The sequence below is a fragment of the Methylomonas paludis genome (assembly GCF_018734325.1).
GTDB classification, from domain to species: Bacteria; Pseudomonadota; Gammaproteobacteria; order Methylococcales; family Methylomonadaceae; genus Methylomonas; species Methylomonas paludis.
Genome location: NZ_CP073754.1, coordinates 2,826,500 through 2,847,798 on the forward strand (window position 1 = coordinate 2,826,500; position 21,299 = coordinate 2,847,798).

General features: G+C 49.0%; 20 protein-coding genes. 8 read left to right on the top strand and 12 right to left on the bottom strand.

Annotation, left to right across the window (positions count from 1 at the left end; genetic code table 11):
- Positions 1-12: 12 nt before the first annotated feature.
- Positions 13-1,068 (bottom strand): VPLPA-CTERM sorting domain-containing protein, encoded by a 1,056-nt coding sequence (locus KEF85_RS12660; protein ID WP_215581108.1) that lies wholly within the window; start codon positions 1,066-1,068, stop codon positions 13-15.
- Positions 1,069-1,399: 331 nt separating this feature from the next.
- Positions 1,400-2,539: a PEP-CTERM sorting domain-containing protein gene (locus tag KEF85_RS12665; RefSeq protein ID WP_215581110.1), complete on the bottom strand. Its 1,140-nt coding sequence runs from the start codon at positions 2,537-2,539 to the stop codon at positions 1,400-1,402.
- Between the two features lie 668 nt (positions 2,540-3,207).
- On the opposite strand from KEF85_RS12665, the gene rplU reads away from it, so the two are divergent.
- The 5 genes from rplU to KEF85_RS12690 all read left to right on the top strand — a co-directional run bounded on the left by rplU (position 3,208) and on the right by KEF85_RS12690 (position 7,921).
- Complete coding sequence (gene rplU / locus KEF85_RS12670) at positions 3,208-3,519, top strand: 50S ribosomal protein L21 (protein ID WP_215585165.1); 312 nt, start codon at positions 3,208-3,210, stop codon at positions 3,517-3,519.
- A 17-nt stretch (positions 3,520-3,536) separates the two neighbouring features.
- Positions 3,537-3,794 carry a 50S ribosomal protein L27 gene (gene rpmA / locus KEF85_RS12675; RefSeq protein ID WP_215581112.1) on the top strand — a complete coding sequence of 86 codons (258 nt, stop codon included), beginning with the start codon at positions 3,537-3,539 and terminating at the stop codon, positions 3,792-3,794.
- 247 nt (positions 3,795-4,041) lie between these two features.
- Positions 4,042-5,091, top strand: a complete 1,050-nt coding sequence (cgtA, locus tag KEF85_RS12680; protein WP_215581114.1) for an Obg family GTPase CgtA — start codon at positions 4,042-4,044, stop codon at positions 5,089-5,091.
- Positions 5,078-6,199, top strand: coding sequence for a glutamate 5-kinase (gene proB / locus KEF85_RS12685; RefSeq protein ID WP_215581116.1), 1,122 nt, complete (start codon positions 5,078-5,080; stop codon positions 6,197-6,199). The genes cgtA and proB overlap by 14 nt, the downstream gene beginning before the upstream one ends.
- Positions 6,200-6,847: 648 nt before the next feature.
- Positions 6,848-7,921, top strand: coding sequence for a sigma-54 interaction domain-containing protein (locus KEF85_RS12690; RefSeq protein ID WP_215581118.1), 1,074 nt, complete (start codon positions 6,848-6,850; stop codon positions 7,919-7,921).
- Positions 7,922-8,038: 117 nt separating this feature from the next.
- Here KEF85_RS12690 and KEF85_RS12695 read toward each other — a convergent pair whose 3' ends face one another.
- From KEF85_RS12695 to cysK, 5 genes are all read right to left on the bottom strand, one after another.
- The gene (locus KEF85_RS12695) at positions 8,039-8,368 is read right to left on the bottom strand and encodes a hypothetical protein (RefSeq protein WP_215581121.1); all 330 of its coding nucleotides are present in this window, start codon (positions 8,366-8,368) and stop codon (positions 8,039-8,041) included.
- Between the two features lie 399 nt (positions 8,369-8,767).
- Complete coding sequence (locus KEF85_RS12700) at positions 8,768-10,423, bottom strand: family 2A encapsulin nanocompartment cargo protein cysteine desulfurase (protein ID WP_215581123.1); 1,656 nt, start codon at positions 10,421-10,423, stop codon at positions 8,768-8,770.
- Positions 10,410-11,327 carry a family 2A encapsulin nanocompartment shell protein gene (locus KEF85_RS12705; protein ID WP_215581125.1) on the bottom strand — a complete coding sequence of 306 codons (918 nt, stop codon included), beginning with the start codon at positions 11,325-11,327 and terminating at the stop codon, positions 10,410-10,412. Before KEF85_RS12705 ends, KEF85_RS12700 begins: the two co-directional genes overlap by 14 nt.
- A gap of 141 nt (positions 11,328-11,468) precedes the next feature.
- Positions 11,469-12,404 (bottom strand): serine O-acetyltransferase EpsC, encoded by a 936-nt coding sequence (gene epsC, locus KEF85_RS12710; RefSeq protein WP_215581127.1) that lies wholly within the window; start codon positions 12,402-12,404, stop codon positions 11,469-11,471.
- Positions 12,401-13,378 carry a cysteine synthase A gene (cysK, locus tag KEF85_RS12715; protein WP_215581129.1) on the bottom strand — a complete coding sequence of 326 codons (978 nt, stop codon included), beginning with the start codon at positions 13,376-13,378 and terminating at the stop codon, positions 12,401-12,403. The genes epsC and cysK overlap by 4 nt, the downstream gene beginning before the upstream one ends.
- Positions 13,379-13,768: 390 nt before the next feature.
- Here cysK and KEF85_RS12720 point away from each other — a divergent pair, with 390 nt between their 5' ends.
- The 3 genes from KEF85_RS12720 to KEF85_RS12730 all read left to right on the top strand — a co-directional run bounded on the left by KEF85_RS12720 (position 13,769) and on the right by KEF85_RS12730 (position 16,183).
- Positions 13,769-15,055 (top strand): OmpP1/FadL family transporter, encoded by a 1,287-nt coding sequence (locus KEF85_RS12720; protein WP_215581131.1) that lies wholly within the window; start codon positions 13,769-13,771, stop codon positions 15,053-15,055.
- A 277-nt stretch (positions 15,056-15,332) separates the two neighbouring features.
- A complete protein-coding gene (locus tag KEF85_RS12725; RefSeq protein ID WP_215581134.1) occupies positions 15,333-15,761 on the top strand; it encodes a YeeE/YedE family protein in 429 nt (142 codons plus the stop codon).
- Positions 15,761-16,183: a DUF6691 family protein gene (locus KEF85_RS12730; protein WP_215581136.1), complete on the top strand. Its 423-nt coding sequence runs from the start codon at positions 15,761-15,763 to the stop codon at positions 16,181-16,183. Before KEF85_RS12725 ends, KEF85_RS12730 begins: the two co-directional genes overlap by 1 nt.
- 39 nt (positions 16,184-16,222) lie before the next feature.
- Here KEF85_RS12730 and ald read toward each other — a convergent pair whose 3' ends face one another.
- From ald to cysT, 5 genes are all read right to left on the bottom strand, one after another.
- Positions 16,223-17,335 carry an alanine dehydrogenase gene (ald, locus tag KEF85_RS12735; protein ID WP_215581138.1) on the bottom strand — a complete coding sequence of 371 codons (1,113 nt, stop codon included), beginning with the start codon at positions 17,333-17,335 and terminating at the stop codon, positions 16,223-16,225.
- Between the two features lie 210 nt (positions 17,336-17,545).
- The gene (locus KEF85_RS12740; protein WP_215581139.1) at positions 17,546-18,448 is read right to left on the bottom strand and encodes a LysR substrate-binding domain-containing protein; all 903 of its coding nucleotides are present in this window, start codon (positions 18,446-18,448) and stop codon (positions 17,546-17,548) included.
- Positions 18,449-18,468: 20 nt separating this feature from the next.
- Positions 18,469-19,512 carry a sulfate/molybdate ABC transporter ATP-binding protein gene (locus KEF85_RS12745; protein ID WP_215581142.1) on the bottom strand — a complete coding sequence of 348 codons (1,044 nt, stop codon included), beginning with the start codon at positions 19,510-19,512 and terminating at the stop codon, positions 18,469-18,471.
- A gap of 48 nt (positions 19,513-19,560) precedes the next feature.
- Positions 19,561-20,418 (bottom strand): sulfate ABC transporter permease subunit CysW, encoded by an 858-nt coding sequence (gene cysW / locus KEF85_RS12750; protein WP_215581144.1) that lies wholly within the window; start codon positions 20,416-20,418, stop codon positions 19,561-19,563.
- A 15-nt stretch (positions 20,419-20,433) separates the two neighbouring features.
- On the bottom strand, positions 20,434-21,261 hold the full coding sequence (cysT, locus tag KEF85_RS12755) for a sulfate ABC transporter permease subunit CysT (RefSeq protein ID WP_215581146.1): 828 nt from the start codon (positions 21,259-21,261) through the stop codon (positions 20,434-20,436).
- Positions 21,262-21,299: the final 38 nt, after the last annotated feature.

The window sequence follows — 21,299 nt, forward strand, 5'->3', positions numbered from 1 at the left end:
TATGGCCTAAAATTAAGCTTTAACTGCTTTTTTACGACCAAATACGCCCAAGCCGCCGATAGCTGACATGAACAGCCAGAATGCGCCTGGTACCGGCACCACACTGGTGGAGATAGAGGTCACATCATAAGCAACTGCAGAACCGGCAGCACCGCCACTGGCACCGATAACCAGGGTGTAGTAGCCGGCAACACCATCATTAGTGCCGGTACCATTCAGGGCATCAGTCAGAGCCCATTCAGCAGCGGTGATTTTCAGATCGTAATGCAATACATCGCTGGTGGTGGTTTGGGTGGCTGTCCACAATTCGGCAAAACCATTGGCACCACCGGTTCCCAGACTGGAACCCTGTACACCGTTGGCGCTAGGATCAAATGCTGCAGTACGGCTGGCTGTTGTGGAAGTATCTGCGCCACGATACAAGGCAACGCTTAACAATGCATTGGGATCGTTAAGGTTGTTATAAGTGGTATCACGTTTTATAGTGATATCGATATTATAATAGCCGTCCGGGGTCAATGAAGTCGACGGAGTAGTGCAGTTAAAAGTGGAGGTATTGGCACCGCAATCCGCATGAATCAAGCCGTAATCCAGACCACCAGAGGTACTGCCAACTTGCCAGGAGTTTCCGCCCACCGCCAGATATGGATGAGCATTGGGATCAGTAGTGGAACTGGTGGTAGCTGGTGCGTAAGGCGCCCAGGTATTGGCGGTATCGGTCAGCGCTGCTTTCCACAAACTGTTGGCATCCGTTGCTGTTGCACCGGTAAACTGGTGGCGAGTGGTGGTCGCAGCCAGGGTAGTATCATGATGACCGGAATACCAGTTGAACGGCAAAGCACCGACATAATCAGCCGGCAGACCACCAGTACCTGGAATCCAGTGGTTAGCCGCAGCGGTACCGCCACCCTGGCTGTAACCACCGAAGTTGGAAATACCGTCAGTATTGTTGACACTGGCGCCAATCCCTAGACCAGCACCAGTAATGTTATAAGTTTGATGGGCAGATACCTGACCCGCTGCCAGTAGCCCGGCTACCGCGGCTGAGAGTGCTATTTTTTTCATCATTTTAGTTTCCATTGTTTGTTAATTATTTTGATAAAGCGTGACAGCTGATATACCCCCAAATTTCTTCCCTGAACCCGCTAAATAATCGGTCGAGTTAACCTGTAATCTGTCTATCCATGCAGATTGCCCCTGGTTTGCCTGGTTAATCATTAACCCCGACTGATTTTTGCGGTTACCGGACAGATTTATTCTGACCGGGTTAAGCTTTTGCCATGCAGACCGCAGCATGGGCCTGAACATGAATTTAAAGAGTTGAAGCGTCCCTGCTTCCAGCCATCCCTGGCTGTTGTGATCAAGCTTGGCGGCAAACCGATCGACTTAAAAATCCTGATTACTGGCCCTGACGGCGTCGCATGCCTAACAAACCAACTATAGCGCTACCAAACAACCAGACGCTACCAGGCACGGGCACAGCGGCAGCTGCTGGTACTGAGTTGTAAGTCAATACCCCATGCAGATTGGACAGGTTATAGGTTCCGGCATTACCAAAAGCGGAACCCAAAGCACCTGCAGCAGCGATGGTGTAATTGCCGGCAGCCAACTGAATGGTTAAAGTTTCCAGGGTATCGGTCGCAGTGGTAGAAGTGCCGGTACCATTGGTATTAGCCAAAGCACTATGTTCCGAGGTGATGAACTGTAAATTACTCCAGTTACCCGCTGCATTACCGTCACCCCAATTGCCCAAGGCATTGAACTGGCCTAAATATGCGCTGGTATTGGTCAGGGTGTTACGATAGTCGGAAGCAATACCCTGAGCATCAGCTATACCAGGGTTATTTGGCGCAGAACCGTCCAACGGATCCTGGATTTTATGCGACAAACCCGAAGTTGGATTCAATGGATCGGTGGCGGCATCATGCGCCTGATAACTGGCAAGGCCTTTGTAAAGACTAAAGCCGTTGTCGATATAATCGCCTGCACCGTCATCCACGTTCCAGGTAATGGTCACCGTAGAGTCCTGAGTGACTCGAAAATTGAAGAAATCGACTTTATGGGTATCTTCCAGCAAACCAGTACCAGTACCTGAGGTATGAGAAGCAGTACCCCAGGTACCACCACCCCAGCCCCAATCGGTTACATCATTCACGCTTACGGTGTTTGAGTTATAGAACTGATTGCCTGTATAGGTTTGGCTAGTGGTATTGGCCGCCGCATTGCTGAAAGTGCCTACGCCGGTGTAAACTTGGTTACCGGCGTTCCAGAGTGCCGTGTTGTTTAGGGCCCGGTCTGAAGTTGTATTTAAACCCGACAAACCACTGACAGTTGGATTAGCACCATATTGACTGGTGGATGCCGTTTTACCGGCAGCGGTCAAATCGCTGATTTGCGCGCCCTGGTTTAAGTCATAATATTCGACATGCGCAGCAGCCTGCTGGCTATAGCCCAGCATCAGCAGCGTGCTTATCGTGGCGGTTTTCAGCATTCCGATTTTAGGATTGCCAAAAAGCGCCGGCTGTTGTTTATGTAACATACCGTTCTCCATTTATTTGAATTTGATCACTAAGTGTTTGCCTGACTACTCTAATCACAACTACTTCTGCTAGAGTTGATCTTTGCAGCAAACCATGTTGCGATACTAAGCCAAGACTTATTAAGCAGCAGCCGTGCCAAATTATTTATATTATTTTAAGTCAATATGTTAACGAATAATTTGCTTAAAAACCTACCAAATATAAGGCTTTTTTTAAACTAAACTGTGTTATTTGACATATTTTGAATACGGCATATCACTGGTTTTTGTTGCGACTCATCTGAGCTGAGTTTTTGGGTTTTAGGGGCAAGCAAGGCTAGCGGTTGACCAACATTACTTTATGACGGCAGCACCAGAGGATGTGCCGACTCTGAAGGCGCCGTATCCATCAAAATAAGATCGATTGACTACCAGGCACTGCAGAGTGAGTGCTATCGCATTCAGGCCGGGTCGTTACCGGAGCATGCTGAGGACTAAAGCGGCTTTAGATTTGGCCGTTCTATCAAACCAACTCACGCAGGCTCTTTGCTAAATGGTGAAAGTAGTGTTTTTATAGCCATGCTTTATAATAAGCCGGTGTGTTTTAATTTGAACTTGACCGACTTTAAACCAGGCAGTATAATCGACTGTTCACTATTAACAGATTATGCTTAATGGAGCTGACGCTGATGTATGCGGTAATTCAAACGGGTGGTAAACAATATAAGGTCGCAGAAGGTACTACCTTAAAAATCGAAAAACTCGAATTAGGCGCCGGCGACAGCGTTGAGTTCAATCATGTGCTGCTGGTGCAGTCCGGTGACGATGTCAAAATCGGCCAGCCTTTTCTGGAAGGCGGCAAAGTCACGGCTACTGTGGTTTCCCAGGGCAGACACAAAAAAGTTAATATCATAAAATTTAGAAGACGTAAGCACCATATGAAGCGTGCTGGTCATCGTCAATACTATACAGAAGTCCAGATCACTGGCATTTCTGCTTAATTTAACGAGGTTGGAAAATGGCTCATAAGAAGGCAGGCGGCAGCACCCGTAACGGCCGCGACTCTAATGCCCAACGCCTGGGCGTCAAACGCTTTGGCGGTCAAGTGGTTAAAGCAGGCAATATTCTGGTTCGCCAACGCGGCACAGTATTTCATGCCGGCGACAATGTTGGCATCGGCAAAGATCACACTTTGTTTGCCACCAGTGACGGCAAAGTGGTTTTTGAAATCAAAGGCCCGAAAAACCGTAAATTCGTCAGCATTGCCGCTGCGTAATTTTGGCTTGCGCCGGTGAGCGCATCCACCTGAAAAAGCCTCGTTTTTTAGCGGGGCTTTTTTGTTTATAGGCCTTGCGGCCTATTGTGTTTGGCTTTATACGCATTAATAGTGATTTGACAAAAGCAGCTCAGCTGTTACAAGCCCTGCCCTTTATTAAAAAATTGGATCTCAGAAGTCAGACAACTATTAACGCATACATAGCTTTGTATTTTGCTGTGCAATTTAAGTAGATATCTAAATCATTATGAGATTTGTTGACGAAGCGGAAATCCGGGTTGAAGCTGGAGATGGCGGTAGCGGTAAGGTGTCATTCCGGCGGGAAAAATACATCCCCCTGGGCGGACCGAACGGCGGCGATGGCGGCGATGGCGGCAGTGTTTATCTGGTAGCAGTCGAAAACATCAACACCCTGGTGGATTTTCGCTATCACTCTACCCACAGAGCACAACGTGGTGAAAACGGCGGAAGCAAGGACTGCACCGGCAAAAAAGGCGATGACTGTTTTGTCGCCGTACCACCGGGAACGATAGTCTATGAAGCCGAAACCGGGGAAAAAATCGGCGACCTGACTCAGCCTGGTCAACAATTACTGGTGGCAAAAGGCGGTTTTCACGGCTTGGGCAACACCCGCTTTAAAAGCAGTGTCAACCGAGCACCTCAGCAATTCAGCAAAGGCTCACCTGGAGAACACCGGATGTTGCGCCTGGAATTGATGGTGATTGCCGATGTGGGACTGCTGGGCATGCCGAATGCCGGCAAATCCAGCCTGATTCGTGCGGTATCATCCGCCAGACCCAAGGTGGCAGATTATCCGTTTACCACTTTACATCCTAATTTGGGCGTGGTGAGTGTAGACAATTTGCGCAGCTTTGTGATTGCCGATATTCCGGGGGTAATTGAAGGCGCCGCCGATGGCGCCGGTCTGGGCCTGGTGTTTTTGAAACATTTATCCAGAACCCGATTATTATTGCATGTGGTGGATATCGCCCCTTATGAGAGCGAGGAAACTCCGGTTTCGGCTGCCCGCAAGATCATCCACGAAGTGGGCAAATGGAGCGAGGATCTGGCTCAAAAACCCCGCTGGTTGGTGTTGAATAAAATTGATCATTTGGCTGGAGAAGAACTTGAACAGCACTGTCAGGCCATTGTCGACGAATTGGGCTGGACCGGACCGGTGTTTCTGATTTCAGCTCTGAAAAACCAAGGCACTCAAGCTTTGATGTTTGCGATCATGGATTTTCTGGATCAACAAAAATTGCCGTCTGAGCAGGAGCCTAGTCATGAGCCGCTCTGAGTTTTGTCAAGCCAGCCGCATAGTGATAAAAATCGGCAGCTCTATGCTGACCGACGGCGGCAGAGGCCTGAATACTGAAGCGATAGGCAGCTGGGTAGCGCAAATGGCTGCTTTGAAGCGCCAAGGCCTGGATGTGGTGCTGGTGGCCTCAGGCTCAGTGGCGGAAGGCATGTCGCGCTTAAAACTGAAGTCGCGACCAAAAACCTTGCATGAATTGCAGGCGGCGGCTTCGGTTGGCCAAATGGGTCTGATACGGCGCTTCGAAGATGAGTTTCAGGTGCATGGCTTACTGGCGGCTCAGGTGCTGCTGACCCATGATGACTTGTCTGATCGGCAACGCTATTTGAATGCCCGCAGTACCTTGCTGACTCTGCTGGATTTTGGCGTGGTACCGGTGATTAATGAGAATGATGCGGTAGCAACCGAGGAAATCCGCTTTGGTGATAACGATACCCTGGGCGCTTTGGTAGCAAATCTGGTTGAAGCGGACTTATTGATTCTTTTGACCGACCAGACCGGTTTGTTTGACGCCAACCCAAGCTTGCACCCTGATGCGAAATTGATTACCGATATCAGCGTTAACGCTGAACTGCTGGATGAGGTAGCCGGCGACAGTATTAGCGGCCTGGGGCGGGGCGGCATGTTTACCAAGGTACGCGCCGCGCGCCTAGCGGCGCGCTCCGGCGCTGCAACAGTCATAGTCTCTGGAAAAATCCCTAATGTGATTAATTCGGTATTTCAGGGCGAGGAACTGGGTACTTATTTAATTCCGAATATTGCCCCATTAGCCGCCAGAAAGCAATGGCTGGCCGGCCAGTTACAAATTAAAGGCAGCGTCAGCCTGGATGAAGGTGCGGTAAAAATTCTGCAATCCGCTGGTAAAAGCCTGTTGGCCGTTGGAGTAACATCGGTAAAAGGCGCTTTCAAGCGAGGCGACCTGGTATCTTGCCTGGATACCCAAGGTTGCGAGATTGCCCGCGGCCTGATCAATTACGGAGCAGAAGACGCCGGGACAATTGCCGGTAAACCGAGCAGTGATTTTGAAGCATTACTGGGTTATGCCGATGAAGATGAATTGATACATCGGGATAACCTGGTTTTGGTGTAAATTAGCTTCGACCTTGCCGCACTGTAATGCAGCAATACCGTTCAGGGTGATTGCAGTCAAGCAATAACTGTTGATATACAAACATACAACCAGCAATAACTGCTGATTTAACAACACCCGCATAACAGATACCGGCTGCAAATGCCGTAACTACTGCATTTTTATCGTGGCACGATTAATGCTTTTAACTTATCGAGCCGATATAATGGCTGCGATGTGCGACTTCGCTTTATCTTTGTCCATGCTGACCGGATCACCGGAAGCCAGTGCGTCTTTACCATGACCACTGGCTTTTTTTTTGCTTTGCAGACATGAGCGCAGGAAGATCAGGATACCGACTTAGATATTCAGCACAGGCATACACAGCACACCTGCTAGCAGGGTGTCTTTTGTAAAGATGCTGCACCTGCATGAATTAAGGCTAACCAGTATTTACACATCTTAAAGCATCGAAAAACTGCGCATTACTATTGCTCTGCAGATTCTATGCTTTGGTTCTTAATAAAGTATTCTGTCACTACGTGACATAAACTTATTTCCAGGATTTAGAGTACATCATTATAAAAATGGACAAGTACGCTGCTCTCCAGCCATACTTTTTTGATATTTTTCAGACAGCATTTAGCTGACTAACACAGGGGTCTAAGCATGACATTACTGGCTTTTGATGAGTCGCAATCACGCTCTCTCTCGCACTCAGTCCGAGCAACGGCGCTGGTGTTTGAAGATCCGGTTTCAAAACGCTTACTGGAACAGATTGAACGTATTGCGCCTAGTGACGCTACGGTTTTGATTATAGGCGAGACCGGTACCGGCAAGGAGCTGGTAGCCCGGCATATTCATGCATTGAGCAAACGCAGCCAGGGCACTTTTGGCGCATTAAACTGTGCGGCGCTGAGCGAAAACCTGATCGAAAGCGAATTATTTGGTCACGAAAAAGGCGCTTTTACCGGTGCAGTGGCCACTAAAACCGGTTGGTTTGAAACGGCGAATAAGGGCAGCCTGTTTTTGGATGAAGTCGGTGACTTGCCGCTGGGCTTACAAGCCAAATTATTACGGGTGCTGCAAGAGCGTGAAGTGGTCAAGGTGGGCTCTCGGCAACCGGTACCGGTGGATGTGCGAATTATTGCCGCCACCAATGTTAATCTGGAAGAGGCTGTTGCTGCCTCGCATTTTCGCGCCGATTTGTATTATCGTTTTAATGTGGCCGCCATCCAATTATCGCCGTTACGGGAACGACCGGGCGATATTTTACCTTTGACCCGGCATTTCTTGAAAACCTATGGCGACCGCCTGGGATATGGTGAAGTGAAATTGTCTCCAGCGACCGAACTTACTTTGCTGAACTATGACTGGCCGGGCAATATTCGGGAACTGGAGAATGCCATTCACCGGGCTTTGTTAGTATGCCCAGGCAATCGCTTGCGTCCGGAAGATTTTAAATTATCCGGGGTAAGGATTTCTGAAAGCGGACCGGTGGTCTCAACCAGTTCTTTGGAAAGCGCTTTGCAAAGACTGTGTGAACAGGCTCCGCCAAAATTATTTGAAATTATTGAAGAGACTGTAATACGCACAGCTTTTGAGTTTTGCGAAGAGAATCAGGTGCAAACAGCAAAATTGCTGGATATTAGCCGTAATGTGTTACGGCATAAGCTGGGAATGTATGGCATGCTACCCAATGGACATAAAAAACTCAGTGATGACACTGAGTTACTGGCCTAATTGGGGCATTTACCCTAAGATTGGCCCAATTTGGGGCATTTGCGCAGCTTTAACCGCCAAATTTTGGCGGTTAGCTCAATAATTTTTAACTAAATTAGTCTGATTTAATAGTCTGATTTAATCAATGGTTTTAGCTTTTTTGAAGCGCAGGAAACCCAATAACCCAGTCAAACCAACCCACGCAGCAACCGGTAAATTGGGGGCAAGCTGAGAGCTTAATTGCTCAGCCTGACGCAGAACTTCAGGACTTAGCTGCTTAAAAGTCGTCAAATCCGGTGCATGCAACACAGATGCCAGCTGCAAAGGGGAATTGATAGCCGCACTGACTGAAATTTCATGCCGATTGCCGGTTTGATCCAGGCTAACCGTTGCGCTTGCCATACTAGCGATGGCAAACAAAAACGCCACGCCTATTGCTTGCTTCAGTAAAACTTGCATTGCTTTCATAATATTCTCCATGCCTTAATTAAACAATCGTCAAGCCGGAAGCAATTTTTAAGATTAACCGCCCCAACTTCTATCTTTTATAAAGCACTTTATATGCCAACTTTATTTTACTGAGCTATCAGGGCTTACAAGAGGCTTAGCAAACAAATTATGTTGTTATTTCAACATGTTTCAGCCAGTTATTGCTGTAATCTAGACAGTTATTAAATTTACTGCTTGATAAATCTGACTAGTTTATTGTTAAAAACCGGTGCACGATGACAAACTGTGGTGCAAATGCCATTTTTGACAAGTCATTTTTGTCAAAATGGCAGTTCGGGTAGGATAGGTAAGGACTGTTTTGCCAGACGGCTGGAGAAAAAGCCTTTCCCGGCTAGCCGGGAAAGGCTGGAGCGGTGATCACACGAAGCTGCGTTTACTGCATTGCAGTTGTTTTAATACTGCGACGACACGATCAATTTCTTCATAGGTATTATAAAATGCCAGAGATGGCCGAACAGTGGTTTCCAGACCAAAACGACGCAGGATAGGCTGGGCACAATGATGTCCGGCACGGACGGCTACCCCAACTTTATTCAGAGCTTTGCCGACATCCTGGGTACTGTGACCGGCCAATACGAATGACATGACACTGGCTTTATCGGGCGCAGTACCGATCAGACGTACCCCAGGTACAGCTTGCAGGGCGTGCATGCCGTATACCAGCAATTCGTGCTCGTAACGGGCAACATTTTCCAGGCCGATACGGCTCAAATACTCCAGAGCCGCACCCAAACCGACCGCATCGGCAATATTCCCGGTACCGGCCTCAAATTTGGCGGGAGCCGGTTGATAGACGGTTTTCTCGAAAGTAACATCTTCTATCATATTGCCGCCGCCCTGCCAAGGCTGAGTAGCCGCCAATATTTCCGGTTTGCCGTACAGCACACCAATACCGGTAGGGCCAAAGATTTTGTGTCCGGAAAACACCAGCCAGTCGCAATCCAGGGCCTGAACATCGACCCGTAAATGTGAGACTGACTGGGCGCCGTCCAGTAATACTTTAGCACCGGCCTGGTGGGCCATGGCTATTATTTCCTGGGCCGGGGTAACGGTACCCAAGGCGTTGGAAACATGGGTAAACGAAACCAGTTTGGTACGTGCATTCAGCAGTTTACTGAATTCGGACAGGATAACCTGACCATGATCATCAACCGGAATCACCCGTAAAACTGCGCCTGTTTCAACACATAGCTGCTGCCAGGGCACGATGTTGGCATGGTGCTCCAGCCAGCTGATGATAATTTCATCACCTGCACCGATGTTTTGTTTACCCCAGCTTTTTGCGACCAGATTGATGGCTTCTGTGGAACCGCGGACAAAAACGATTTCATCCGAAGATGGGGCGTTAATAAACCGTGCCACAATGTTTCTGGCGCCTTCATAAGCATCTGTCGCCCGTGCCGCCAATTCGTGAGCCGCCCGGTGGATATTGGAATTTTCATGTTTGTAAAATTCCGAGAGCCGGTCGATCACTACTTGGGGTTTTTGGGTGGTAGCGGCATTATCCAACCAGGCCAACTGGTGGCCATTGACCCGTTCGCTGAGGATGGGAAAATCCCGGCGTACGGCATGGACATCAAACGGTGGATGCGCGGCAGCCAAACCCGGTAGTTGCGGGTTACGACCCAATTCACCCAGATCTTTAACATAGTAAAATGAAGTGTCTGCCACCGGCGTAGCCAGCGGATTACGGCCAAAGCCACCGACACTGCTCAACTTGCTCAGATCAGCGACCCCAGGCAGACCAAAACTGTGCTGCGCCAGCGCCGATAAGGCACTGTCATCGCTCAGCGGCAGACTGCTTAAGCTGCCAGCCGCTGGCAGATTCAAGGCAGCAGTCGGCACTGCCGATGGGGCAAGCTGGCTGATGCTGCTCTGATTGGGCAGTTCGGAAAAAAACTGGCTTGCCAATCTGCTCAGTTCCGCAGTATCGGGCAGGCCCGGCAACTGCTCCGGGCTACTGCCCAGAGCTTGTTGCGCCAATGCTGATAAATCCGGATTATTTATACTCATGGTACTGGCCTACTTCGACGTTTTCCAGTACTGCAATGGCATCGTCGGTTAATACGGCTAATGAACAGTATAATGAAACCAGATAGGAGGCGATGGCTTTATGGTTAATGCCCATAAAACGCACGGACAAGCCCATGCTGAGTTCATCGGTCAGATTAGGCTGATACAAGCCGACCACGCCCTGACGGCTTTCGCCGGTGCGCAACAACAGAATATTGGTTTTACCATCGACCACTTTCAGTTTGTCGGTAGGAATCAAAGGCAGACCGCGCCAGGTAATGAACTGTGAACCAAACAATGAAACTGTTGGCGGTGGAGTACCACGCCAGGTACATTCACGGCCAAAAGCGGCAATGGCTGACGGATGAGCCAGGAAGAATGCAGGTTCTTTCCAGACTTTGGCAATCAGTTCGTCCAGATCATCCGGGGTAGGAGCACCATTGCGAGTTTGAACTTTTTGGCTGGATGCTACATTATTGAGCAAACCGTATTCAGCATTATTGATTAATTCACTTTCTTGACGCTCTTTAACGGTTTCGATGGTCAGGCGTAATTGTTCGTGAATTTGGTTGTGTGGGCTGCTGTATAAATCGGCAACGCGGGTATGAACATCCAGTACGGTATTGACGGCATTCAGACGGTATTCGCGACCCCATTCTTCGTAATCAACGAAGGTTTGCGGCAGCACTTTTTCGTCCAGGCTGGAGCAATCTACGGTAATACTGGTATCGCTTTTGACTTTGTTAACACGATAGATACCGGCTTCTACTGGCACCCATTGCAACAGGTGTACCAGCCAGCGCGGTGTGATCGTGCTCATCATAGGCACGGTTTTGGTTGCGTTCGATAGGGTACGCGCGGCGACGTCGCCTAACGCGGTATGAGCATCATGAATATCTGACATGGTAGGTTCCTGCTATATATTTAAGTTATTAATAATTGTCGCTGTGACGATGGTTTGGTTTGTGTCCTTGTGTTATTTGACGGCGGATTCTCCTGGTGCCGTTTGGGAAGGCCGAATTCACTGGAATCCGGCACTCCTGAATTAAATTCCACCTCCGTTTTCAAAGAGTTCGCTGCGCACCAGAGCCTGACTAACATGACTTCCGGGCGGGACGCTGTGAGTCAACCATACGTTGCCGCCGATGGTAGAGCCTCTGCCTATGGTGATACGACCCAAGATGGTGGCGCCGGCATAAATAACCACATGGTCTTCTACGATGGGATGGCGGGCATTGCCTTTTACCAGCATACCGCTGTCGTCTTTGGCAAAACGTTTTGCCCCTAAGGTCACGGCCTGATATAGCCTGACATAACGGCCGATAACAGCGGTTTCGCCTATTACTACGCCAGTACCATGATCGATGAAAAAGCTGTCTGCAATCTGGGCACCTGGATGAATATCTATGCCGGTGGCGGAATGGGCCAGTTCACTAATCACTCGCGCCACCAAAGGCGCCCCCAATAGATATAAGGGATGAGCTAGCCTGTGGTGTATCACCGCCGTAATACCTGGATAGCACAGCAATACTTCATCAGCACTTCTGGCTGCCGGATCACCTTCGTAAGCCGCTTGTATATCGGTTTCGATCAAGGTTCTGATCTTAGGTAGTTCGGCGGCAAATTGGCGAGTAATGGCAATAGCCTGGGCATGCATGTCGTCATCACGGCCTTCCTGCTGAGCAACGAATTGCAATTCCAGACCAATTTGGCGGTTTAACTGGCGCAAGATTCCGTCCAGGGTATGTCCGACAAAATAGTCTATGCCTTCCTCATTCAGATCCGGTAAGCCCAGTCGATTGGGAAACAATACTGAGCCCAGGTTTTCCACGATCTGGCTGAGGATTTTTTTGGACGGCAATTTGGGTGGATGCTCGCGGCGCTGGCGGTTTTCCAAAGATTGCACACGCAAAGTGTGCAATTCGGTGACCAGCGACTCTATGCCCCACTCGACATGTCCGCCATGGACAAGCTGGATCATAGGGCCACACCCTGAGTATCGAACAAGCCTTCGAACAAGGCAGAGCTTAAATAACGTTCGCCGGAATCGGGCAGTATCACCACGATGGTTTTACCGGCATGTTCAGGACGCTTGGCGATGCGCACGGCTACCGCAACGGCAGCACCACAGGAGATACCTGACAGAATACCTTCTTCACGGGCTAAACGCCGGGCATAGTCTATGGCTTCTTCATTGCTGACCTGGACAATTTCATCGACCAGAGACAAGTCCAGCACATCCGGTACGAAACCGGCACCTATGCCTTGAATTTTATGCGGCGCAGGCTTTAATTCCTCTCCGGCGCGAAACTGAGTCAATACCGGACTGGTTTCAGGTTCTACAGCGATGGAGATGATGGGCTTGCCCTGGGTGAGTTTGATGTAGCGGGAAACACCGGTGATGGTGCCGCCGGTGCCGACCCCGGAAACCAGGATGTCTATGGCACCTTCGCTATCGTTCCAGATTTCCGGGCCAGTGGTTTGTTCGTGAATGGCAGGATTGGCCGGGTTACGGAATTGTTGTAATAATACGTAACGTTCGGGATCGGACGCGGCGATTTCCTCAGCTTTGGCAATTGCACCTTTCATGCCTTTGGCACCTTCAGTCAGCACCAGTTTGGCTCCATAGGCGACCAGAAGTTTACGCCGCTCGACACTCATGGTTTCAGGCATGGTGAGCGTTAAGGGGATGCCGCGCGCCGCTGCCACAAAAGCCAGGGCAATACCGGTATTACCGCTGGTAGGTTCGATGATTTCTTTGCCGGGACCGAGCAGGCCGCGTTGCTGGGCATCGTTGATCATGGCCGCGCCTATCCGGCATTTGACCGAGTAAGCCGGATTACGGCCTTCAACTTTTGCGAGTAGGGTGACTGGCGCACCTTCTGTGATGCGATTCAATCGAACCAGCGGCGTGTTGCCAATGGATTGTGAGTTGTCTGGATACCAATGTGCCATAGTGGGTTAGTCCTTAATGATTAGCCAAAAAATTGCGCCCCTAAGGGCTGGTTGGCCTCCGGCAGTCCGGTCAGCATCACTGCTGTTGTTAAGTTACTTGGTTTTGCCAAGGACTGTCAAGGCTGGGCAATTATAACCACATCTTGTATATGATATTTTTAGATATATAAATCTAATTAATTCATATATAGTTTGAAATCCCCCCCTTCCACATACCCTAAAAAAATATATCATATTGTTTATATTGATATTTTTTTAGATAAAAATTAATTTTTAGGTTTATTATGGTAATTTTCGATATGTTATTCTAATAATATCGTTTTGATGGATAGTTGGCTGGTTTATAACATGTAAGGACTTGAAAAATACTTACTATCATAGGATATGAATATGACACGGCTAAACTCGAGAATCTTGTTAACTGCGACCTTGCTAGGCCTGACGGCGCAGACTCAGATTGCCCTTGCCACTAGCGGTTATTTTGAAAATGCTTACGGTGCCCGCAGTAAAGCGCTGGCCGGTGCCGATGTGGCATTTTCGCAGGATGCTATTTCTGCGGCGCTGAACCCGGCTGGTTTGGTGTTTGTGGGGAATCGTCTGGATGTGGAGGGGGAGTTTTTCAGTCCGTTGCGTGAATATTCGGTGGATCATGCCGGCGTTCCGACAGGACAGGGACAGCTACCGTTGACCGCCGGCAGCCACGAAAGCCGGAAAAATTATTATCTGATTCCGACCATAGGCTGGAGTCACAAGCTGAGCGAAGATCAAAGTGTGGGCTTGGCGCTATATGGTAACGGTGGCATGAACACTGATTATGCCCACGTACAGAACGGCAATGGTTCGACCGGCGTGTTTTACGCCGGCCGCACCGGGGTGGACATGGCGCAGGGCTTTCTGGAAGCCACTTATGCCCGCTCCTTCGCCAACGGTCGTTATGCGCTGGGTATTTCTCCAATTTTTGCCATTCAATATTTTGAGGGCCAGGGGCTATCTTCCTTTAGCGGCTTGTCCAGTGATGCAAGCAAGCTAAGCAATAATGGTCGCGATTATTCGTTCGGGGTGGGCTTTAAAGTCGGCACTCAGGCTGAACTGGTGAAAAATGTGCGCTTAGGCATTTCTTACAAAAGCCGTACTTATATGTCACAGCTGAGTGATTATGCCGGCCTGTTTGCCGGACAAGGCAGTTTTGATATTCCTTCCAGCCTGGATACCGGTTTGTCCTGGGCGATTAATGAACGAATCACCACGGCTTTTGATGTTCAGCAAATTTTTTACAGTGAAGTAAATTCGGTGGGCAATCCTTTGGTGCTTTCGCCGAGTACAGCACTGGGCTCCGGGAATGGTTCCGGTTTTGGCTGGAAAGATGTGACGGTTTATAAATTCGGTGGTCAGTGGCAGCAAAATGATAGCTGGATCTGGCGGGCCGGGTTTAGTTACGGCAATCAGCCGATTCCCAGTTCTCAGGTCTTGTTCAATATTCTGGCTCCGGCAGTGCAGCAATGGCATTTGACCGGCGGTTTTAGCCACAAACTGACCACGCTGGATGAACTGACCTTTGCTTTTATGTATTCGCCGGAAAATACCGTATCTGGATCTAACCCACTATTACCCAGCCAAAATATTGGTTTAACCATGACGCAATATTCTTTGAGCCTGGGTTGGTCGCATAAGTTTTAATCAATTTGGCCTAAAAATCGTGAGACTGAAACAGCCTTCTGTTAACCCTATATAATAAACGGGTAATTAGCTGAGGGTACAAGGTGGTTTTCAACCTTTATTAACAAATAGTAATTATTCAGCGTAAATTTTGGATTATCATTTTCAAACAAATAGTTAGCTCGAAATGATGCGCTGCACTGCGTTTAGCACATCCTACAAATACTTGTTTTTTAAAGTGGTAGTTTGACGCTGAATAGTTACAACAAATATAGCTTTATTTTTACTAGGTATAGTTATGGCAGATATAACAGTGCTGGCTGCGCTGACAGGCGGTGGAATTATTGGCGCAGCATCAGCTTTGCTGCTGGCCGGTCATCGCCGGGTAGCGGGGATTTCCGGTATCGCTGCGGGTGTTTTACCGCCCTGGGGCAAGGAAAGCATCTGGCGTTTCTGGTTTCTGGCAGGATTGATCATAAGTGGCCCGCTGTATCGTTTGATCGGCTTGGTGGTTCCTGTTGAGTTACAGGCATCCTGGCCTGTGCTAGCGATAGCCGGCCTGCTGGTAGGTTACGGCAGTCGTTTGGGCGGCGGCTGTACCAGCGGGCATGGGGTATGTGGTATTGCCCGTTTATCGTTACGCTCTCTGATTGCTACGCTGGTGTTTATGACTACTGCCGGGATCACGGTTTATCTGGTACGGCATGTATTGAGTGGGGTATGGTGATGCTGAAAAGTTTTTCTGTATTTGTGATTGGGCTGATTTTTGGCCTGGGTTTGATTGTGGCGCAGATGTCGAATCCGGGTAAGGTGCTGGCATTTCTGGATGTGGCCGGGGACTGGGATCCGAGTTTGGCACTGGTAATGGCTAGTGCTTTGCTGATATTGGGCGGTGCACAACGCTGGTTGATACCAACGATTAAGCCCATTCTGGAGCCGGAGCAAACTGTCTGTGGCGGATCTAATGCCGCTGTGGATACTAAACTGGTAATAGGTGCGGCAATTTTTGGCATAGGCTGGGGTTTATCCGGGATTTGTCCGGGACCGGCACTGGTTGGACTGAGTAGCGGCTTAACTGGTTTTTATGTGTTTGGCGCGGCCATGTTTGCCGGATTTTGGCTGTTTTATTTATTACATGGCCGACGCTAACGGTGGCGGGCAAGCCCTCACTGCTTTCAACTCCGAGCCTTAGCCAAAGCTGGCCGGAAGTTCCTGGTAGCGATCCAGGGCGGCATAAGCCTCAGCAACTGGACGATAGGTGATATGGCCTTGGTAGGTATTTAGGGCTTTGGCAAAACCTGAGTCGCTGGACAGGGCTTGCAGGCCATGATCAGCCAGTTTCTGCACATAGGGGAATGTGGCGGTGGTTAATGCCTGGGTTGAGGTGCGCGGGTATGCTCCCGGCATATTGCTGACACAGTAATGGATTACGTCATGTTTCCGATACACGGGCTGATCATGGGTGGTGGCATGTGCGGTTTCAATGCAGCCACCCTGATCTATACTGACATCAACCAGTACTGAACCAGGCTGCAAGGTTTTTACCATGGCTTCTGTGATGACATGCGTGGCACGCGCACCATGTACCAGCACAGCACCTACTAATAAATCGGTATCGACTAATTGAGCGGCAATCGCTTCCGGCGTGGAAATTATGAAGTCGATATCGGTGGAAATTTCCCGTTTCAGGCGGGCTGCACTTTCCGGAAACAGACCGGCTACGGTGACGTTGGCCCCCAATCCAATTGCGGTGCTGGCGGCATGACTGCCCACTACGCCATCGCCGATGATCAGAACCTTACCATAACGTTTACCCAATACCGAACCCAGCATTACGCCTTTGCCGCCATTATGGGCAGCCAGATAATGGCAGCCCATTTGTACGGCCATGTTGCCGGCAACGGCACTCATGGGAGCCAGCAGGGGTAGTCTGCCATTGGCATCTTCTAGGGTTTCGTAGGCTACGGCGCTGGTTTTACCGTCCAGCAGCGCTTGGGTAAGCTCCCAAGGCACCCCGGCCAGATGGAAATAAGTAAAGACGATTTGCTGTTGCAGATAAGGGTATTCTTGGGCAACCGGTTCTTTGACTTTGATGACCAATTCCTGTTCCCAGGCAGTGCGGGTATCGACAATCACTGCACCCACCTGCAGATAGGCCTGATCTGTAAAACCTGAACCAAGCCCGGCATCTTGTTCGACGGCAACTTGATGACCAGCAGCTGTGAGTTTTGCGACACCGCTTGGCGTTAAGCCGACACGGTTTTCTTTGGTTTTAATTTCTTTGATCAGACCAATTTTCATCGTGTTGTTCCTGGAGAGTGGGGCTGCTGGGCTTAAAGTTCTACAGCAGGAAGATTATATAACCTGCTTAGAAGATTTTCTGGCTAAGTATCATGCAGATTATGCGCCAGCCTTAGTCTTGCTTATTAACTGGAGCGTTACCTGAACATTATACTCATGTTTCTACAGATTCAGCCCTGGCGGTTGTTACGGGATCTACTACCCTAGGGTTTAACGTTGCTGCACTGATCCTGATCTGGATAATAACTCACTAATAAAATATTTCAGATAGGACGGCAGATATAAATGTTTCAGATATGCAATTTTAGTGACGGATCGCGGTATCAGGTGCGATAAGTCTAATGCGACCAGATCATTGTCATTACCTGGCTCATAGGAAGTACCGGCAATAATGCCCACACCCAAGCCCAATCGGACATAGGTTTTGATGATATCGGAGTCAGCGGCAGCCAGGGTGATGTCCAGTTCTTTACCGGCATTTTTAAAGGCTTTTTCTATGTTGGAACGACCAGTGAATCCAGGGGAATAAGTCAGTATCGGAAATGAGGCCAACCGACCCAGGGTGATGTCACCTTGAGCCAAGGGATGATGACGCGGAACAACGGCAATATGTTGCCATTCGTAACAGGGTTTAACTACCAATTTTTCGTCTTCATCGAGTTTTTCAGTGCAGATGGCGATATCGGCACGATGATGGTGCAAGTGCTGAATCAGATCGTCAGGCGAAGATTGCACCATATAAATGGTGATACCTGGATATTTTTCCCGAAACTTTTGTACTGGGGTCGGCAGCAAATATTTGGCCTGGGTGTGGGTGGTGGCGATGTGCAGGGAGCCGTTGCGGTTGTCGCGAAAGTCGTCGGCAATGGCATGAATATTTTTTTTGGCCTGGTTGATTCGTTCGACCTGTTCCATCACGCGTTCACCTAAGGGGGTTAATCCCAATAGTTTTTTACCATGGCGTTCAAAAATTGGGGAACCAAGTTCTTCTTCAAATAGCTGTAATTGCCGACTGGCGGCAGATTGCACAACATTGAGTTTTTCTGCGGCCTTGGACTGGTTAAAGTTTGTTTCCTGCAGAATGCGCAGCAATTCGATTTGGTTGAGGTTCATAGTTTTGGCAGATTGATTATTTAATTAAACCAGTGCGCATGCTTGATGTGCACCACCACCTTGTCACCTTTGTTGAGATTCAAATGCTTGAAACGCTCGGTGGGCATTTCCGCATATAGACTGGTGCCCTGTTCATGCAGTTGTGAATTGTATAGTTCGATGCGAATAATTGAGCCGAGATGTTGCCAGTCTTTTAATGTCAATGGGGAACGGGAGTCGGCTTCAGCTTTTTCGATACCAATATTATGCGGGCGGATATGAGCGATGTTGCCCTGAGGTGCTCCGCTTAAAATCCCGGCATCGCTTAGCCAGTCGGCATCATGTTGGGATAGATTGAGAATATTGGTTTGGCCGATAAATTTTGATACGAAGGCGTTGCTGGGGTTTTCGTATATTTCGGCGGGAGCGCCTTGTTGCTCGATACGGCCATGATTTAATACCACGACTTGACTGGCTACTTCCATGGCCTCTTCCTGGTCATGGGTAACGAAAATGCTGGTAATGTGCAATTCTTGATGCAAATTGCGCAACCATTGGCGTAAATCTTTGCGAACGCTGGCATCCAGCGCACCAAATGGTTCATCCAGCAGTAATACACTGGGTTCCACAGCCAAGGCTCGAGCCAAGGCGATTCTTTGGCGCTGACCACCGGAAAGTTGGTCGGGAAAGCGCTCAGCCAACCATTCCAGCTGTACCAATTTTAATAAGCTATGGACTTTTTCTGCGATCTCGGCTTCGCTAGGTCTGTCCCGGCGCGGTTTTACCCGCAAACCGAAGGCGACATTATCAAACACGGTCATATGGCGAAACAGGGCATAATGCTGAAATACGAAACCAATGCCGCGGCGACTGGTATGCAATTGGGTCTTGTCTTCACCATTCAGCAATATGCGACCTTGATCGGGCCTTTCCAAACCGGCAATGATGCGCAACAGCGTGGTTTTACCGCAACCAGAGGGACCGAGTAAGGCCACCAGCTCACCTTCGGGAATTTCTAGATCGACATTGTGCAGTGCGGCAAATTTGCCGAAATTTTTGCTGATATTCTCTAGTACAATGCTCATGACTTTTTCTCTAAATAAATTTGTTTCATTTTCTGGCTGTGCCTATGGCTAGCGGCTTTGTTTCCATTCCAGAAAGCTTTTTAACACCAGAGTGACTATGGCCAGTCCGGCTAAAATCGAAGCGCTGGCAAAGGCTCCCACGGCATCGTAATCGTTATAGCTGACTTCTACATGCAGCGGCAGGGTGTTGGTTAAGCCACGGATATGCCCGGAAACCACGGACACCGCACCGAATTCGCCCATTGCCCGGGCGTTGCACAGCAACACACCATATAACAATGCCCATTTGATATTGGGCAGAGTGACTTGAAAAAAGGTTTTCCAGCCACTAGCCCCTAGGGATAGGGCGGCTTCTTCTTCTTCATTGCCCATTTCCTGCATCAAAGGGATGAGTTCACGCGCTACAAAGGGAAAAGTGATAAACAGGGTAGCCAGAATAATACCGGGTGTGGCAAAAATGACTTTGATATCGTGCGCCGCCAACCAGCTGCCGAACCAACCCTGGCTGCCAAACATCAATACAAAGATCATCCCGGAGATAACCGGGGAAACTGAAAACGGCAAGTCTATTAAGGTGGTCAACAGGCTTTTGCCGCGAAACTCAAAGCGGGCGATGGCCCAAGCCGCAGCAACACCAAATACAGTATTAAGCGGCACGGTGGCGATGGCTACGATTAGCGTTAACCTCAAAGCCGCCAGGGCATCCGGTTGGGATAAGGCGTGAAAATAAGCCTGCCAGCCTTTTGCCAAGGCCTGATACAACACCAAGCCCAAGGGCACACAAATAAACAGGCCGATGAAACTGACGGCAATACCTATCAGTAACCATTTTACCCAAGTGGGATCGTTGAGGGCCTGACGATAGGCTTGACCATGATTTGTAATAGGATGCGATACAACATGCATGTGCTTAATCCTTTGTTAAAGTTGTCCTGAACGGGTTCGCACCCAGCGTTGCAGCAGGTTGATGAACAGTAGCAGTATGAAAGACAGTACCAGCATGGTCAGGGCAATTGCTGTGGCGCCGGCGTATTGATATTGCTCTAGCTTGGTGACAATGAGTAAGGGTACGATTTCTGAAACATAGGGTAGATTACCGGCTATGAAAATCACTGATCCATATTCTCCAACTCCACGAGCAAATGCTAATGACACTCCAGTTAACATAGCCGGAAATATATTGGGGAATATAATTTTGACAAACACTTGCCAGCGGGTGGCCCCTAAACTGGAAGCAGCCTCTTCCATGGAAGTGTCAAATTCCTGTAATACCGGCTCTATGGTACGAACCACAAACGGGATACCGATAAAGATCAGCGCTACGACTATGCCGAGCGGGGTATAGGCTACTTTAATGCCGAAATTGTCTATCAGCCATTTACCGAGCATACCGCTAGGTTGATAGATGGTGGCTAACACCACTCCGGCAACGGCTGTTGGCAAAGCAAAAGGCAGATCGATCAGCGCATCCAAAAATCGCTTTCCGGTTAATGAGTAACGCACCATAACCCAGGCAATGATAAAGCCAAACAACCCAGCTACGAGTGCGGCAATTAGTGAAGTTACAAAACTCACCCGGAAGGCAGTCAGAACACGTTCATGAGTGATAATACTGATATAGTCACTCCAGCCGAGTTGCAAACTTTTGAAGACCAGGGTGCTTAGCGGAATCAATACCACTAAGCCCAGGTAGAACAATGTGAAGGCCAGGGTTAACCGGAATCCGGGCATGATGAAGCTTTGACTCATTTTATATGTCTATGCTGAATAAGAATTAAGCGCTATTT

Bases quoted from the DNA above. Each gene is read 5' to 3' on its own strand.
- KEF85_RS12660 (WP_215581108.1), bottom strand. From the start codon at position 1,068: ATGATGAAAAAAATAGCACTCTCAGCCGCGGTAGCCGGGCTACTGGCA.
- KEF85_RS12665 (WP_215581110.1), bottom strand. From the start codon at position 2,539: ATGTTACATAAACAACAGCCGGCGCTTTTTGGCAATCCTAAAATCGGA.
- rplU (WP_215585165.1), top strand. From the start codon at position 3,208: ATGTATGCGGTAATTCAAACGGGTGGTAAACAATATAAGGTCGCAGAA.
- rpmA (WP_215581112.1), top strand. From the start codon at position 3,537: ATGGCTCATAAGAAGGCAGGCGGCAGCACCCGTAACGGCCGCGACTCT.
- cgtA (WP_215581114.1), top strand. From the start codon at position 4,042: ATGAGATTTGTTGACGAAGCGGAAATCCGGGTTGAAGCTGGAGATGGC.
- proB (WP_215581116.1), top strand. From the start codon at position 5,078: ATGAGCCGCTCTGAGTTTTGTCAAGCCAGCCGCATAGTGATAAAAATC.
- KEF85_RS12690 (WP_215581118.1), top strand. From the start codon at position 6,848: ATGACATTACTGGCTTTTGATGAGTCGCAATCACGCTCTCTCTCGCAC.
- KEF85_RS12695 (WP_215581121.1), bottom strand. From the start codon at position 8,368: ATGAAAGCAATGCAAGTTTTACTGAAGCAAGCAATAGGCGTGGCGTTT.
- KEF85_RS12700 (WP_215581123.1), bottom strand. From the start codon at position 10,423: ATGAGTATAAATAATCCGGATTTATCAGCATTGGCGCAACAAGCTCTG.
- KEF85_RS12705 (WP_215581125.1), bottom strand. From the start codon at position 11,327: ATGTCAGATATTCATGATGCTCATACCGCGTTAGGCGACGTCGCCGCG.
- epsC (WP_215581127.1), bottom strand. From the start codon at position 12,404: ATGATCCAGCTTGTCCATGGCGGACATGTCGAGTGGGGCATAGAGTCG.
- cysK (WP_215581129.1), bottom strand. From the start codon at position 13,378: ATGGCACATTGGTATCCAGACAACTCACAATCCATTGGCAACACGCCG.
- KEF85_RS12720 (WP_215581131.1), top strand. From the start codon at position 13,769: ATGACACGGCTAAACTCGAGAATCTTGTTAACTGCGACCTTGCTAGGC.
- KEF85_RS12725 (WP_215581134.1), top strand. From the start codon at position 15,333: ATGGCAGATATAACAGTGCTGGCTGCGCTGACAGGCGGTGGAATTATT.
- KEF85_RS12730 (WP_215581136.1), top strand. From the start codon at position 15,761: ATGCTGAAAAGTTTTTCTGTATTTGTGATTGGGCTGATTTTTGGCCTG.
- ald (WP_215581138.1), bottom strand. From the start codon at position 17,335: ATGAAAATTGGTCTGATCAAAGAAATTAAAACCAAAGAAAACCGTGTC.
- KEF85_RS12740 (WP_215581139.1), bottom strand. From the start codon at position 18,448: ATGAACCTCAACCAAATCGAATTGCTGCGCATTCTGCAGGAAACAAAC.
- KEF85_RS12745 (WP_215581142.1), bottom strand. From the start codon at position 19,512: ATGAGCATTGTACTAGAGAATATCAGCAAAAATTTCGGCAAATTTGCC.
- cysW (WP_215581144.1), bottom strand. From the start codon at position 20,418: ATGCATGTTGTATCGCATCCTATTACAAATCATGGTCAAGCCTATCGT.
- cysT (WP_215581146.1), bottom strand. From the start codon at position 21,261: ATGAGTCAAAGCTTCATCATGCCCGGATTCCGGTTAACCCTGGCCTTC.